A 14,583-nucleotide genomic window follows, 5' to 3' on the forward strand; every position below is an offset into this window, starting at 1 on the left:
CGTAGATAGCGTGGCAGGCAGCGGTACCGCAGCGCGGCCGTTCCTTCCGCCCGCGAGATGAGGATGCCTACCGTGAATGTCGCCGGCTTCCCGGCAGCCATTGCTGTCATGGCCAGCCTGCTGCTGCCTGCCACGGCCTCCGCCACGGGCTGCAGGACACCGCTGCGCATCGCCTGGCCGTCAGACCGCGCACCTTTGTCGTCCAACGAACAGGGCGAGGCCCGGGGGCTGGGCGCGGCGTACCTGAAGCTGCTGGGCGGGCAACGGCCACTGCAGCTGCTGCCCGTGCCGGCCGACAGCGTGGACCGGGACGAGCTGCCGGCCGGCACCCAGGCGCTGCTGGGATGGCCCCGCTCGCAACTGCCCGCTGGATGGGTGGTCAGTACGCCCTACCTGCAGCTGCCACAGGTGATCGTGCGCCGGGAAGACGCGTCGCCGGTGCTGGGCCTGGAAGATCTGCGTGGACGCACCGTGGCCAGCCCCAGCCGGATGCCGCTGCAGGGACTGCTGGCCGAGCAGGCCGTGGGTGCGCAGCTGCTGCCACCGGCAGCGCTGGACGATGCACTCCCGCTGCTGGGCACCGGATTGATCGATGCGGTAGTCGCCAACCTCGGCGACGTCGAGGCCGCATTGCGCCGCTACCAGGGCGATCCACTGCTGATCGCTGCGCCGGCCGGTTTCGACGATGCCCTGGTGCTGGCGACCACGCCCGCCTGCGCCGATGTCATCGTCGGCTTCGAGCAGGCGCTGTCGCAGCTGACCGATACCGAGCGCGACCAGATCCGCGCGGACTGGCTGCCGGACCGGCCGCGTAATTCCCCGTCATCGTCGCCCCTGCGCTGGCTGGTGCCGGCCTCGCTGATCCTGCTCGCCCTGGCGCTGGTACATGCCTTCGGCTACTGGCGGGTCCATCGCGAGGGCGTGCGCCGCCGAGGGGTGGAGCTGCGCCTGCAGGAGGTGACCGCGAACCTGCCGGCGGTGGTCTACCAGGCGCGTCGGTCGGCAGGCGGCCATTACAGCTTTCCGCAGATCGCCGGTGACGTGCAGGCCCTGTTCGGAATCAGCGTGGAGACCGCGCGGATCGATCATCAGCGGTTGTTGGCCGCGGTCCATCCGGATGACCGCAACCAGGTGATGGCCGGTGTCGAGACGGCTGCATTGGCGCGTGGCCCGATCGACGTCACTTTCCGCACCCGTTCGCCACAAGGGTGGCGATGGGTGCGTTCGCATGGGCGGCCGTTGCCCTGCGACGACAGCGACGTCGAGTGGAGCGGCTATTGGATCGACGTCAGCGAGGTGCAGTCACGTACCCGCGCGCTGGCCGACGCGCGCCGCCAGGCCGAACAGGCAGCACAGGCCAAGGCGCACTTCCTGGCAACGATGAGCCACCAGATCCGCACCCCGATGAGCACGCTGCTGGGCATGCTCGAACGGCTGGCGGGCAGCAGGCTGGAGGCACACCAGCAGCAGGTGCTGGCCACGGTCGATGATGCCGCGCGGATGTTGCGGCAGATCCTCGACGATGTCCTGCACAGCCAGCGTCTGCAGGGCGCACCACTGCAGCTGCTGCCCATCGATCTGGCGGCACTGGTGCGCGCGGTGCAACAACTGCTGATGCCGGTGGCCGCCAGCCGCGGCCTGCACCTGCAGGTGGTGCTGGATCCGGAGATGCAGCCGGGATCGCTGGCCGACGGCCTGCGCCTGCGCCAGATCCTGTTCAACCTGGCCGGCAACGCATTGAAGTTCACCCGGCACGGCCACGTGGAACTGCAGGTGCAGGTACTGCAGCAGCGTGACGGCGGCCAGCGGCTGCGCCTGCAGGTGAGCGACAGCGGCGTGGGCATCAGCGAGGAACGCCAGCAGGCGGTGTTCGCCGCCTATGCCCAGGCGGAGCGCTCGACCACACGGCACTTCGGCGGCAGTGGGCTGGGCCTGGCGATCTGCCGCGAGCTGGCGACCTCGATGGGCGCGGAGCTGCAGCTGCGCAGCTCACCCGGGAAAGGCACCACGGTCTGGCTGGATCTGGACCTGGATGCCTGCGAGGCACCCGCGGCTGCACCTTCGACGGCGGTTGCGGACGCGCGTCCATTGCCGGCGTCGCGCGTGCTGGTGGCTGAAGACCATCCCACCAACCTGCATCTGCTGGAGCAACGCCTGCGTGCGCTCGGGCTGCAGGTCCACGCCTGTACCGACGGACGGTCGGCGCTTGAAGCATGGCAGGCGCAGCCGTTCGACCTGGTCATCACCGACTGCCACATGCCGGGCATGGACGGCTTCGCACTGGCGCGGGCGATCCGCGCCGATGCCTGCCCGGCGCGTGCGCAGGTGCCGATCATCGCGCTCACGGCCAGCGTGATGGAAAGCACCCGCGAAGCCTGTCGTGTGGCTGGCATCGACCACTTCCTGGCCAAGCCGGTGGAGCCGCACGTGCTGCGGGCGCTGCTGGCGGTACTGCTGGTGCCGGACTCAGTGGGCCAGTAGCCGCACGATGCTGGCGGCGGCGTCGCGGCCCTCGGCCACGGCGGTCACCACCAGGTCGGCACCGCGCACTGCATCACCACCGGCGAACAGGCGCGGATGCGCGGTCTGGAACGGCAGGCGGTCCTTGCCGCCGGCCACGATGCGGCCGTTGGACTGGCCCTCCACGCCGTGTTCGGCCAGCCAGGCCGGCAAGGTCGGCGAGAAGCCGAAGGCGATGATCACCACGTCCGCCTCCAGCAGCGATTCGCTGCCCTCGATCGGCACCGCGTTCTGGCGGCCGTTGGCATCCGGTTCGCCCAGCCGGGTCTCGACCACGGTCACGCCGATCACTTCATCATCGGCACCGGCCTCGATCGACAGCGGCTGGCGGTTGAACAGGAAACGCACGCCCTCTTCGCGTGCATTGGCCACTTCGCGCGCGCTGCCGGGCATGTTGGCTTCGTCACGGCGGTAGGCGCAGGTGACCTTGGCCGCACCCAGCCGCACCGCGCTGCGCACGCAATCCATGCCGGTGTCGCCACCGCCGAGCACCACCACGCGCTTGCCGTTGAGATCTGGCAGGGCGATGGTGTCTTCCCAGCCGGCAATCGGCCGGCCCTTCGGATCATTACCACCGACGATGCGGCTGTTCTGCACCAGGAACGGCAGGGCCGGCAGCACGCCCTTCAGATCCTGGCCATCGAGGCCGCCATCGGTGTAGCGGTAGGCGCCGGTACCGACGAACACCGCATCGTGGCTGTCCAGCAGCTGCTGCACGCTGACATCGCGGCCGATCTCCACGCCGAGGCGGAACTGCACGCCCATGCCCTCCAGCACTTCGCGACGGCGGTGGATCACGTCCTTGTCCAGCTTGAAGCTGGGAATGCCGAACTGCAGCAGGCCACCAATCTGTTCGTAGCGGTCGTAGACCACGGCGGCAATGCCGGCGCGTGCCAGGCGGTCGGCACAGGCCAGGCCGGCAGGACCCGCGCCGATCACCGCCACGCTGTGGCCGGTCGGCTGCACCGCGCCCAGATCCGGGCGCCAGCCGCTGGCCAGCGCGGTATCGACGATGTACTTCTCCACCGCGCCAATGGTCACCGCACCGAACTCTTCCAGCGTGCAGCTGCCTTCGCACAGCCGGTCCTGCGGGCACACCCGGCCGCACACTTCCGGCAGCGGGTTGGTGCTGTGGCACAGCGTGGCCGCCTCGTGAATGCGGTTTTCCTGCACCAGCTGCAGCCACTGCGGAATGGCGTTGTGCACCGGGCACTTCCAGCTGCAGTAAGGATTGCCGCAGTCCAGGCAGCGGCCGGCCTGGTACTGGGCATCTTCCTTGCCGAACTTGCCGTACAGCTCGCCCCAGTCGCCGGACGTGCGCAGTTCCACCGGAATGCGCTGCGGCATGGTGCGGGGCAGGTCGAGGAACTGGAAGGCGTGCTTGCGGCTCATGGCGGGCTCTGGAATGCGAGGGGGAACGTTGCCGGCCAGCGGCCGGCACTACCGGAAGACATCACGCAGCGCGTCGCAGGGTTTCAGTCAGCGACTCGATGCTGGCGGCCTTGGGTTTGACCAGCCAGAACTTGCCGATGTAATCGCGGAACTCGTCCAGGATCTGCTGCGCCCAGATGCTGCCGGTCAGCTCGCGGTGGCGGCCGATCAGGCGGTGCAGGTGCTGGCGGTAGTTCTCGAAGCCTTCGGCGGAGACGCGATGGATGTCGATCAGTTCGTGGTTGTAGCGATCGACGAAATCGCGGTCCACGTCCAGCACGTAGGCCAGGCCACCGGTGAAGCCGGCACCGAAGTTCAGGCCGACCTTGCCCAGCACCAGCACCACGCCGTCGGTCATGTACTCGCAGCAGTGATCACCGGCACCCTCGACCACCGCCAGTGCGCCGGAATTGCGCACCGCGAAGCGCTCGCCCGCGCGACCCGCGGCGAACAGCTCGCCACCGGTGGCGCCATACAGGCAGGTGTTGCCGATGATCGCGGTGCTGCGTGCCTCGAAGCGCGCGCCACGAGGTGGGCGCACCACCAGCCGGCCACCGGCCATGCCCTTGCCGACGTAGTCGTTGGCTTCACCCTCCACTTCCAGGTGCAGGCCGCCGACGTTGAAGGCACCAAAGCTCTGCCCGGCGCTGCCGCGGAAGCGCAGTTCCAGCGGTGCCTCGGCCATGCCCTGGTTGCCGTGCGCGCGCGCCACTGCACCGGCCAGGCGGGTGCCGATGCTGCGGTCGGTGTTGTGGATCAGGAAGCGGTGCTCGCCACCACGCTTGTGCTCGATGGCCGGCGCCAGCAGGCCATCCATCTGCGTGGCCAGGCTGTCCGGCGATTCGTACAGGCGCAGCGCGGCGCAGTGGCTGCCCTCGTAGCGGCTGTCGGCCAGCAGGCGCGACAGGTCCACGCGCACGCCGTCGCGCGGTGCCGCTTCGATCTGCCGCAGCAGGCCGGTGCGGCCGACGATCTCTTCCAGCGAACGCGCACCCAGGAACGACAGCCAACCGCGCACTTCCTCGGCCAGCAGGCGGAAGAAGTTCTCCACGCGCTCGGGCTGGCCGGTGAAGTGGTTCTCGCGCAGGCGCTCGTCCTGGGTGGCCACGCCGGTGGCGCAGTTGTTGAGGTGGCAGATGCGCAGGTACTTGCAGCCCAGCACGATCATCGGCGCGGTGCCGAAGCCGAAGCTGTCCGCGCCCAGCAGCGCGGCCTTGACCACGTCCAGGCCGGTCTTCAGGCCGCCATCGGTCTGCAGCAGGGTACGCCCGCGCAGGTCGTTGGCCAGCAGCGCCTGGTGCGCTTCGGCCACGCCCAGCTCCCACGGTACACCTGCATAGCGGATCGAGCTGACCGGCGAGGCACCGGTGCCGCCGTCATGGCCGGAGATGGTGATCAGGTCCGCACCGGCCTTGACCACGCCGGCGGCAATCGTACCCACACCGGCATGGCTGACCAGCTTTACCGACACCAGCGCGGTCGGGTTGACCTGCTTGAGGTCGTAGATCAGCTGGGCCAGGTCTTCGATCGAATAGATGTCGTGGTGCGGCGGCGGCGAGATCAGGCCGATGCCCGGCCGGGCGTAGCGCAGCCGCGCGATCAGTTCGTTGACCTTGTGGCCGGGCAGCTGGCCACCCTCGCCGGGCTTGGCGCCCTGCGCGACCTTGATCTGCAGCACCTCGGCGTTGACCAGGTATTCGGCAGTGACGCCGAAGCGGCCCGAGGCCACCTGCTTGATCTTGCTGCGCTTTGCGGTGCCATAGCGGGCGGGATCCTCACCACCTTCGCCGGAATTGCTGCGGCCACCGAGGCGGTTCATGGCAATGGCCAGCGCCTCGTGCGCTTCCGGCGACAGTGCGCCCAGGCTGATCGCAGCAGTATCGAAGCGCGGGAACAGGGTACTGGCCGGGGCGACCTCGTCCAGCGGCACGGGCGTGGCCGCCGGAATCAGTTCCAGCAGGTCGCGCAGCGCCGACGGCGGCCGCGCATGCACGGCATCGCAGTACTGCTGCCACGCACGCGGGTCACCGCTGCGCGCCGCGCGCTGCAGGGTGGTCACCACATCCGGGTTGTACATGTGGTACTCGCCGCCGTGCACGTACTTCAGCAGGCCGCCGACATCCACGTCCTGCTGTGCGTCCCAGGCCTGCGCGCATAGCTCGCGCGCGTCGGCATCTAGGCGTGCGAAACCGGCGCCGCCGATGCGCGAGGCGGTATCCGGGAAGCACAGGTCCACCACCTCCGGCTCCAGGCCGATGATCTCGAACAGCTGCGCGCCGCGGTAGCTGGCCACGGTACAGATGCCCATCTTCGAGATGATCTTCGACAGGCCCTTGTACACGCCCTTGCGGTAGCGGCGGCCGATCTGCGACTGCTCACCGCCCTTGCTCAGCTTGAGGATGCCGCGGCGACCGAGGTCGAACAGGGTCTGGTAGGCCAGGTACGGATACACCGCGGTGGCGCCGAAGCCGAGCAGGCAGGCCATGTGGTGCGGGTCGCGCGCGGTGCCGGTCTCGACGATCAGGTTCACGTCGCAGCGCAGGCCCAGGCGCGAGAGGTGGTGGTGGATGGCACTGGTGGCCAGCAGCGCATGCACCATCGGCCGCCCGGCCACCGGGTAGCGGTCGGACAGCAGCAGCATCACCATGCCATCGCGCGCGGCCTGTTCGGCTTCGCTGCAGATGCGCTCTATGCCCGCGCGCAGGCCCTCGTCTTCGCTGTAGGACAGGTCGAGCAGGCGATTGGCCTGCACGTACTGGTCCATCTTCAGCAGCTGGCGCAGCTTGCGCTGGCTGAGCACCGGCGAATTGAGGATGACGTGGTTCACCGTCTCCGGGCCGGCATGGAAGATGTTGGTCTCCTTGCCGAGCTGGGTGGACAGCGACATCGCGCAGTCTTCGCGCAGCGGGTCGATCGGCGGGTTGGTGACCTGCGCGAAGGCCTGGCGGAAATAGTCGTACAGCGGGCGACTGCGCTGGCTCAGCACCGCCATTGGTGTGTCGTCGCCCATCGAGCCGGTGGCTTCCTGCTCGGTCTCGGCCAGCGGCCGCAGCACCTGCTCCACTTCCTCGCTGCTGAGCTGGTACAGCTTGTGGTAGCTGCGCAGGGTACCTTCGTCGAAGGGTTCTTCCACCAGCGAGGGGTCGATCAGTTCGGTCTGCAGGTAGGTCACGCCCTGCTGCAGCCACTGCTTGTACGGCGCGCGACCACGGTTGATGCGGTCGACCGCGTCGGAGTCGAGCAGGTCACCACGCTTGAGGTCGATGGCCACCATTTCGCCTGGGCCGAGCTTGCCCTTGCGCACCACGCGTTCGGTCGGCACTTCCCACACGCCGGCTTCGGAGGCGACCAGGAAGTGGCGGTCGGCGGTCAGCATCCAGCGCGCCGGGCGCAGGCCGTTGCGGTCGAGGGTGCACACGGCGTAGCGGCTGTCGCAGGCGACGATGCCAGCCGGGCCATCCCACGGCTCGCTGTTGAGGCCATGGAACTCGTAGAACGCAGCCAGGTCGGGGTCCTTGAATTCCAGCGACTGCGTGGCCGGCGGCACCAGGATGCGCAGCGCCTGGATCAGCTCCATGCCACCGGCGACCATCAGCTCCAGCATGTTGTCCAGGCTCTGCGAATCCGAACCGTGCATGGAGATCACTGGATCGAACTCGGCGATGTCGAAGCGCGGCGTCTTCCACACCTTGCTGCGCGCCTGCGCCCAGCGACGGTTGCCTTCGATGGTGTTGATCTCGCCGTTGTGGGCGAGCATGCGGAACGGGTGGGCCAGCGGCCAGCGCGGCAGCGTGTTGGTGGAGAAGCGCTGGTGGAACACGATGGCGCTGGAGGCCAGTTCGCGGCGTTGCAGGTCCGGGAAGAAGCGGCTGAGCTTGTCCGGCAGCACCATGCCCTTGTAGCTGATCGCATCCGGGGTGAGGGTGGTGACGTAGAAGTCGGCGTGTTCGCGCAGCAGCTGCTCGCTGCGGCGACGGGCCAGGAACAGGGCCAGTGCGAAGCCGGCATCATCCTGGCCGACGCCGGCGTCGACGAACACCTGTTCGATGCGCGGCAGCGTGTCGCGTGCCAGTTGGCCGCAGACGCTGTCGTCGGTAGGCACCTCGCGCCAGCCGGCGACCTTGCAGCCCACCGCTTCCACCTGCGCCTGCAGCTGCGCGCGGCAGGCCTGCGCAGCGTCGGCGTCGTGCGGCAGGAACACCAGGCCGGCGGCGAAGCGTGCGGAGACCGCGATGTCGGCTTCGCTGGCCAGCAGTTTCAGGAAGGCATCGGGGCGGCGCAGCAGCAGGCCACAGCCATCACCGGTCAGGCCATCGGCGGCGACACCGCCACGGTGGGTCATGCGCGAAAGCGCGGCGATGGCGGTATCAACCAACAGGCGCGATGGTTGATCGTCGAGCTGGGCGACCATGCCAAATCCACAGGCATCGCGCTCGGAGCGCGGGTCGTAAAGCCCTTGGCGGTTGCGGGGGGCCATCTCTACCTCGATGCGTATAGGGTTGGCGGCGACACTCGTCCCCGCTCATTCCCTGGAGCGCATCGTGAGGCCACCGGATGCCTCGACTAGATCACAGGTTGCTGCAACGCCGCAATACACGGTTGCAGGTGCAACAGAACGCGCCGGCAACCCAGTGCCGGCGCGGGGCGGGACTCAGCCGCAGCGCACGCCGCTGACGGCGCCCTTGTCGTCCACTTCGATGTTCAGGCGGTCGCCGAGAAACTCCATCGTGGCCACGTCGTTGGGCTTGAGCACGCGCACCTGGCTGGCGCCGGCATCTTCCTGCGCCTGCTTGCCCAGGGCGTCGGTGTAGGTCTGGCCGACCAGGCTCTGCACCTGGCTGGCGTCGCAGGTGCCGACCGGCGGTGCCTCGGTGGCCTTGCCGGCGTCGTCGGCCGGCGCCTTGGCTGCTTCGGCGGCCTGCTGGGCGTGGGCGGTGGCCGAATCCTGTTCATCCAGCGCCGGTGCCTGGCAGGCGGTCAGGGCCAGCACGGCCGGCAGCAACAGGGCGGAGAGCGAACGGGCGCGAATCGGGAACGACATCATGACTCCGGAAGGGGTTGTGAAGACCCGAGCATAGCGGCGAACCGGCCCTCACGTGTTTGTCTTGTGTTATCGACAGGATCGCGGCATGGCGACAGCGACACTACAGGCATGCCAACTCCCTCCACCCCCGAACGACAGGCCGCGCGCGCGGCCGGCCTGCGCTATGTCGACGACACCCAGCCGGGCATCAGCCGGCGCCGCGCCGGCAAGGGTTTCAGCTACCGCGATGCTGATGGCCACGCGATACGCGACGCCAACACCCTGCAGCGCATCCGTGCGCTGGCGGTTCCGCCCGCCTACACCGCCGTGTGGATCTGTGCCCACGCCAACGGCCACCTGCAGGCCACCGGCCGCGATGCGCGCGGGCGCAAGCAGTACCGCTACCACGCTGACTGGGCCAAAGAGCGGGATGCCGGCAAGTTCGACCGCATCATTGCGTTTGGCGAGGCGTTGCCCGCGCTGCGGCGGCGGTTGTCACGGGATCTCAAGCGACCTGGGTTTCCGCAGGAAAAGGTGCTGGCCATGGTGGTCGCGCTGTTGGCGGATACCCTGGTGCGGGTCGGCAATGAAACCTATGCACAACAGAACCGTTCGTTCGGACTGACCACACTGCGCAACCGCCATCTGGAACTGCTGCGCGGTGGCCGGGTGCGCATGCGCTTCCGCGGCAAGTCGGGGCAGCTGCAGGAGGTGACCGTGGGCGACCGCAGGCTGGGGCTGCTGGTGCGGCGCCTGCAGCAGCTGCCGGGGCAGGCGCTGTTCCAGTACCGCGATGACGACGGTGCGCTGCAGCCGGTGGATTCCGGCGCGGTGAACGATTACCTGCGCGAGGTGATGGGCGAGGACTTCACCGCCAAGGACTTCCGTACCTGGGGCGGCACCGTCGCGGCGGTGCAGGCGTTTGCCGCGACCGAGCTGCCGGAACCGGCCAGCCAGCGCGCGCTGGCGCAGGCACAGCGTGCGGTGGTGTGCGAGGTGGCAGCGCTGCTGGGCAACACGCCTGCGGTGTGCCGCAAGGCCTACATCGACCCGTGCGTGTTTGCCGGCTGGGAGCGCGGCGAACTGGCCACGCTGGCCGGCCTGCGCGGGCCGCGCCAGTGGGAGCAGGCCACCCTGCGCGTGCTGCGCAGGGCGCGCAGGCTCAGCCGCAGTAGATCGCGGTGATGTTGTTGGTGCGTCCCTTTTCGATGGTCAGGCGGTCGCCGCCTTCGTGCGCCGGTGGCACCCGCGGGCCGTCGTGGCGCAGCACCCGCACGTGCAGGCTGTCGCTGTCCACGCGTGCGCGGGCCACGGTGGCGTCCGAAGCGGCCAGGCCGAGTGCGCCGCGCACCATGTCGCTGTGGCACTGGCCGGAAATCACGCCGTCGATCGGCTGCACCTGGGCCACCGGCGTGCTGCTGCAGGCGGCGAGGGCAAAGCAGACGGTGGCGGTGGCAATGGCATGTTTCATGGAGGCATTCCTTGTGTGGTTGCGTGCAGCGTGCGACGCCGCACGTGGTGGCGGAATGAATACCGTGCACATCGTGGACACGGTGCGCTCACTGCTGCCAACAGCATAGGTGGAGACACTGCAGGAGCGGCGTGCGCCGCCCCCGGTAGTGCCGGCCGCTGGCCGGCAGCCCCTTTCCCTCCCGAGGAGACCTGCATGGCCAGTACCAAGAAAGCCCCCGTCCGCCGCAAAGCCTCGCCCAAGGTGCGCAAAGGCAGCACCGCAAGCAAGACTGTCGCCGCCCCCGATCGCCCGCGCGTGGTGAAGACCGCCACCCGCAAGGCGGCCGCCAGCGATCCACGCGCAGCGCGCGTCGCGGCCCGGCAGCGACGCCTGCAGGACCAGGAAAAGGCCAAGGACGTGCGCGCGGCAAAAAAAGCAACGAAGAAGACCGCGACCCAGGCCGGTGCGCGCCGGCAACCGGAGGCGATGCCGGCGCAGCAGCTGGCCAAGCCTGGGCATGAACACGAACTGGAGCTGGCCCCGCGTTTCCTTGCACCGGACTACGCCGGCAGCGGCAAGCTGCAGGGCATGCGCGCGATCATCACCGGTGGCGATTCTGGTATCGGCCGTGCGGTGGCAGTACTGTTCGCCCGCGAAGGCGCCGATGTGGCGGTACTGCACCTGGACGAGGCCGAGGACGCGGACATCACCCGCCAGCACGTGGAGCGCGAAGGCGGCCGCTGCGTGGTGATCGCCGGTGATGTGCGTGATCCGCGCTTCTGCAACAAGGCGGTCAAGCAGGTGGCCAAGGCGTTCGGCGGCATCGACATCCTGGTCAACAACGCCGCGTTCCAGCTGCATTGCGAGCGGCTGGAAGACCTGGAAGACGCGCATCTGCAGGAAACCCTGCAGACCAACATCGGCGGTTACATCCAGATGGTGCGCGCGGTGCTACCGCACCTGGGCGAGGGTGCCAGCATCATCAACACCGGTTCGGAAACCGGTATTTTCGGCAGCAAGGCGCTGATTGACTATTCGGCCACCAAGGGCGCGATCCATGCGTTCACCATGGCACTGGCCAGCCAGCTGCTGCCACGTGGCATCCGGGTCAACTGCGTGGCGCCGGGGCCGGTGTGGACGCCGTTGAACCCGGCCGACAAGGCGGCGCAGGAAGTCGCTGAATTCGGCAAGGACAGTGACATGGGCCGGCCCGCACAGCCCGAAGAACTGTCGCCCGCCTATGTGTTCCTGGCTTCGCCGGTCTGTGCCAGTTACATCAGCGGAGTGATCCTGCCGGTGATGGGCGGGCCGCGGGGCTGAACCGCCGGGCTGTGCGGAGCCTCCTGAACGAGGCTTCGCGCGGCCGTGTGGCAGGTGTCAAAGGCCCGGCAGGCGCGCTGGAGTAGGCTGGACCCCCACGCCGATCACGTTCAAGGACCGACCATGCCCGAACTGGATATCAATGCAGCGGCCGATGAAGTCGCTGCCCTGTTGCGGCAGAACGACGCGCGCGGTGCTGCCGCCCGCCTGGACGCCCTGCACAACGGCCAGACCGCGGTGGTGCAGGAAGCGCTGGACCGCTACGTGTCGGCGCGCGCCGCCACCGAGCTTGAGGCGTTGCGGCGCAGCGGAGGTGTTGCCGCAGCAGATGCGGCCACGGTGAACCCGATGCTGGACCGTCTGGGCAACGCGGCGCGTCCACCACGGATGCCCGATGCGGCTGAGACCGCAGGCCTGAGCCAGGCCCAGCAGTACGACGTGTACGGCAGCATCGTGGCCCAGCGCGGCAACACCGCGGCGAATGACGCGATGGCAACGCAGGACCGCGTGGTGCTGGGACTGCGCGACGAGAACCGCACCACCGAGGCACGTGGGCGTGGCGTCTATGACGATCGCATCGTAGTGCTGTGGAAGGATGCGCAGGGCCATGGTCATGTGCGCGAGTTCAACCAGGCCACGACCGAGCCGACCGCCCAGTACGACGGTCATGCCAAGACTACGCCGCGCAGCCCGGGGTTCGGCGACGTGGCGCCGCGCACCAAGACCGAGGGTGAGGATGTCAACGGTGACCGGGTCAAGGACCTCGGGCGCCTGGGCGAAGGCACCACCGAGATGCGCGCGACCACCCATCCGCGCAACGGCCATCCCGATGAGTTCGCGCTGCGTCCCTCGCAGGACGCGATCACGGCGGGTGCCGGCCAGGTGGAGCGCGACAGCAACGGCGACGGCTGGTTCGATGCGCGCGATACCCAGGGCGTGCAGGACCTCAACGACACCTTCAAGATCCATCGCGGCAGCCGCTCCAACACCGATTCGGCCGGCTGCCAGACCATCGGCGGCGGCGAGTACGACGACTTCGTGTCGACGGTGCGCGGCACGCCTGGGCAGAACCGATGGCAGTACGTGCTGACCTCGGTTGCACCCGGCCAGCTGCGCGAGCTGGGGCAGGACGTGCCGCTCGCGGCCAACGACGACCCCCGTCAGCCGCAGCATCGCGATCATGCCCTGCAGCAGCAGATCAGCACGCGCCTGCAGGCCCTGGGCGGACGCTACGCCGAGCATGCCGACGACTACAGTCTGGTGATGCTGCGCGAAGCGAAGGCCGCGGGCATCACCCGGGTCGACCAGATCGTGGCCAGCAATCCCAGCGCCGGCCGCACGGCGGGCGAGACACTGTTCCTGGTCCAGGGCAGCCCGGGCGATCCTGCAGCGCTGCGCGCAGGGGTCAATGCGGCCGAGGTGCGCGAGACTGCAGTGGAATCCAGCCTGCGCCAGCTGCAGCAGCAATCGCGCGAACAGGCTGCATCCACCCCCGCGCCTGCACAACCGCAGGAAGCGCCGGCGATGGGAGGGCGTTGAGCGATGATCCGATCACACCTGATGCCGAGCGTTTCGTTGATGCTGCTGCTGGCATGCAGCGCCTGTGCGCCTGCCGGGGAGCGCGTCGCGCCGGCAGCGCCCACGACCCAACCCGTTCAACCAGCGCAGTTCCTGCCTTCTGATCGTGGATTGCCCGCATTGCCGGAAGCCTCTGGCAGCGCCTACCCCGGCGGCCGCTACGAAGCACTGCCGGAACCGGCCAGGCAGGTGCTGGCGAAGTTGAAGTGCAACGTGGAGGGCGCCAGCGACGTGCAGGTGCTTTCCATTCCCGCGCAGGGTGGCCAGCAGGATTTCATGGTCACTGATCGCAGCGGGCCGCGTTTCCGCTACTGGATACGGTCGTTCTCCGGCAGTGGCGGAACCACCGGGTATCTGGTGCAGCTGCAGGACTGTCCGGCAACCACCACGGGCATGCGCGCCTACATCGCACAGGGAGCGGCACCGCTGCAGGATGTCACCGCATCGTTGCTGGCGCAGGCCGAGCTGCCCGACGCGGCGGCGATGGCGGCCTATCAGAGCAAGGGCGCGGGCGATCTGTTCGCCTTCATCGGGCAGCTGGACAAGGTGCCGGTGCTGCGTTGGGCGGCCGAGGTCGATCCCGAACAGCCACTGGCCGCCGATGCGCGCAGCTTCGACCATGGCAATGCCATCCACGGCGGTTTCCTGCGCTGGAACCAGGATCACTTCGAGGTGGCCAGGACCGTTCCCGCAACGCTGTGGCCCTGCGATGACCGGCCGTTGCTGCCGTGCAAGGGCGATCCGTTCGTGATCGGGCGCTGAGGCCGTAGCTCATCCCCCTACCGTTCGTCGGCCCATGACTTCCGGGGGGTTGACTACAATTGTCGTCACGCAGAAAGTGACGACACGTGTAGTCAAGGGAGTGGTGTCATGCGTGGCAAGACGATCGGGGACCAGGAACTGGCCCTGCTGCAGTACATCGATGAACATGCGCCGGCCACGGTCGGCGAGGTCGCCAGTGGTTATGGCGAGGCCCGTGGACTCGCCCGTTCCACTGTGCTGACGATGATGGAGCGGCTGCGGGCGAAGGGGTATCTTCAGCGCCAGCAGCAGGACGGCGTCTACCGCTACCAGGCCACCCGTGGCCCGGAGAGCGTGCTGCAGGGTGCCGTGGCCCAGTTCGTCGACAACACCCTGCAGGGCTCGGTGTCGCCGTTCGTGGCCTACCTGTCGCAGCGCCAGCAGGTCAGCGACAACGAGCTGGCCGAGCTGGAAGCGCTGGTCGCCCAACTCCAATCGCGTCGCCACGAGGGCTGAG

The 14,583-nt window shown here is 68.6% G+C and carries 10 protein-coding genes; 6 read left to right on the forward strand and 4 right to left on the reverse strand.

Going from position 1 to position 14,583, the window contains the following annotated elements:
• Positions 1-72 precede the first annotated feature (72 nt).
• Positions 73-2,481, forward strand: coding sequence for an ATP-binding protein (locus tag ACW5IY_RS00310; RefSeq protein ID WP_049436223.1), 2,409 nt, complete (start codon positions 73-75; stop codon positions 2,479-2,481).
• Here ACW5IY_RS00310 and ACW5IY_RS00315 read toward each other — a convergent pair.
• From ACW5IY_RS00315 to ACW5IY_RS00325, 3 genes are all read right to left on the reverse strand, one after another.
• A complete protein-coding gene (locus ACW5IY_RS00315; protein WP_049436183.1) occupies positions 2,467-3,912 on the reverse strand; it encodes an FAD-dependent oxidoreductase in 1,446 nt (481 codons plus the stop codon). The genes ACW5IY_RS00310 and ACW5IY_RS00315 overlap by 15 nt on opposite strands.
• Positions 3,913-3,973: 61 nt before the next feature.
• Complete coding sequence (gene gltB / locus ACW5IY_RS00320) at positions 3,974-8,428, reverse strand: glutamate synthase large subunit (protein ID WP_049436184.1); 4,455 nt, start codon at positions 8,426-8,428, stop codon at positions 3,974-3,976.
• Positions 8,429-8,602: 174 nt separating this feature from the next.
• Entirely contained in the window at positions 8,603-8,992 is a 390-nt protein-coding gene (locus ACW5IY_RS00325; protein ID WP_049436186.1) for an I78 family peptidase inhibitor, read from the reverse strand.
• A 111-nt stretch (positions 8,993-9,103) separates the two neighbouring features.
• Here ACW5IY_RS00325 and ACW5IY_RS00330 point away from each other — a divergent pair, with 111 nt between their 5' ends.
• A complete protein-coding gene (locus tag ACW5IY_RS00330; RefSeq protein ID WP_049436189.1) occupies positions 9,104-10,159 on the forward strand; it encodes a DNA topoisomerase IB in 1,056 nt (351 codons plus the stop codon).
• Here the strand turns inward: ACW5IY_RS00330 and ACW5IY_RS00335 are convergent.
• Positions 10,137-10,445, reverse strand: coding sequence for a putative periplasmic lipoprotein (locus ACW5IY_RS00335; RefSeq protein WP_049436192.1), 309 nt, complete (start codon positions 10,443-10,445; stop codon positions 10,137-10,139). The genes ACW5IY_RS00330 and ACW5IY_RS00335 overlap by 23 nt on opposite strands.
• A gap of 195 nt (positions 10,446-10,640) precedes the next feature.
• On the opposite strand from ACW5IY_RS00335, the gene ACW5IY_RS00340 reads away from it, so the two are divergent.
• The 4 genes from ACW5IY_RS00340 (at position 10,641) to ACW5IY_RS00355 (ending at position 14,582) form a co-directional block, all read left to right on the forward strand.
• Positions 10,641-11,747 (forward strand): SDR family oxidoreductase, encoded by a 1,107-nt coding sequence (locus ACW5IY_RS00340; RefSeq protein ID WP_049436193.1) that lies wholly within the window; start codon positions 10,641-10,643, stop codon positions 11,745-11,747.
• A 123-nt stretch (positions 11,748-11,870) separates the two neighbouring features.
• Positions 11,871-13,286 (forward strand): XVIPCD domain-containing protein, encoded by a 1,416-nt coding sequence (locus tag ACW5IY_RS00345; protein ID WP_049436194.1) that lies wholly within the window; start codon positions 11,871-11,873, stop codon positions 13,284-13,286.
• Between the two features lie 159 nt (positions 13,287-13,445).
• Positions 13,446-14,087, forward strand: a complete 642-nt coding sequence (locus tag ACW5IY_RS00350; protein ID WP_230080520.1) for a hypothetical protein — start codon at positions 13,446-13,448, stop codon at positions 14,085-14,087.
• 108 nt (positions 14,088-14,195) lie between these two features.
• Positions 14,196-14,582 carry a BlaI/MecI/CopY family transcriptional regulator gene (locus ACW5IY_RS00355; protein ID WP_014035478.1) on the forward strand — a complete coding sequence of 129 codons (387 nt, stop codon included), beginning with the start codon at positions 14,196-14,198 and terminating at the stop codon, positions 14,580-14,582.
• The last annotated feature ends 1 nt before the right edge of the window (position 14,583 follow it).

This window comes from Stenotrophomonas sp. C-A (assembly GCF_054030835.1).

Coding starts and splice junctions, on each gene's coding strand:
- ACW5IY_RS00355 (WP_014035478.1), top strand. CDS start 14,196: ATGCGTGGCAAGACGATCGGGGACCAGGAACTGGCCCTGCTGCAGTAC.
- ACW5IY_RS00330 (WP_049436189.1), top strand. CDS start 9,104: ATGCCAACTCCCTCCACCCCCGAACGACAGGCCGCGCGCGCGGCCGGC.
- gltB (WP_049436184.1), bottom strand. CDS start 8,428: ATGGCCCCCCGCAACCGCCAAGGGCTTTACGACCCGCGCTCCGAGCGC.
- ACW5IY_RS00345 (WP_049436194.1), top strand. CDS start 11,871: ATGCCCGAACTGGATATCAATGCAGCGGCCGATGAAGTCGCTGCCCTG.
- ACW5IY_RS00325 (WP_049436186.1), bottom strand. CDS start 8,992: ATGTCGTTCCCGATTCGCGCCCGTTCGCTCTCCGCCCTGTTGCTGCCG.
- ACW5IY_RS00340 (WP_049436193.1), top strand. CDS start 10,641: ATGGCCAGTACCAAGAAAGCCCCCGTCCGCCGCAAAGCCTCGCCCAAG.
- ACW5IY_RS00315 (WP_049436183.1), bottom strand. CDS start 3,912: ATGAGCCGCAAGCACGCCTTCCAGTTCCTCGACCTGCCCCGCACCATG.
- ACW5IY_RS00335 (WP_049436192.1), bottom strand. CDS start 10,445: ATGAAACATGCCATTGCCACCGCCACCGTCTGCTTTGCCCTCGCCGCC.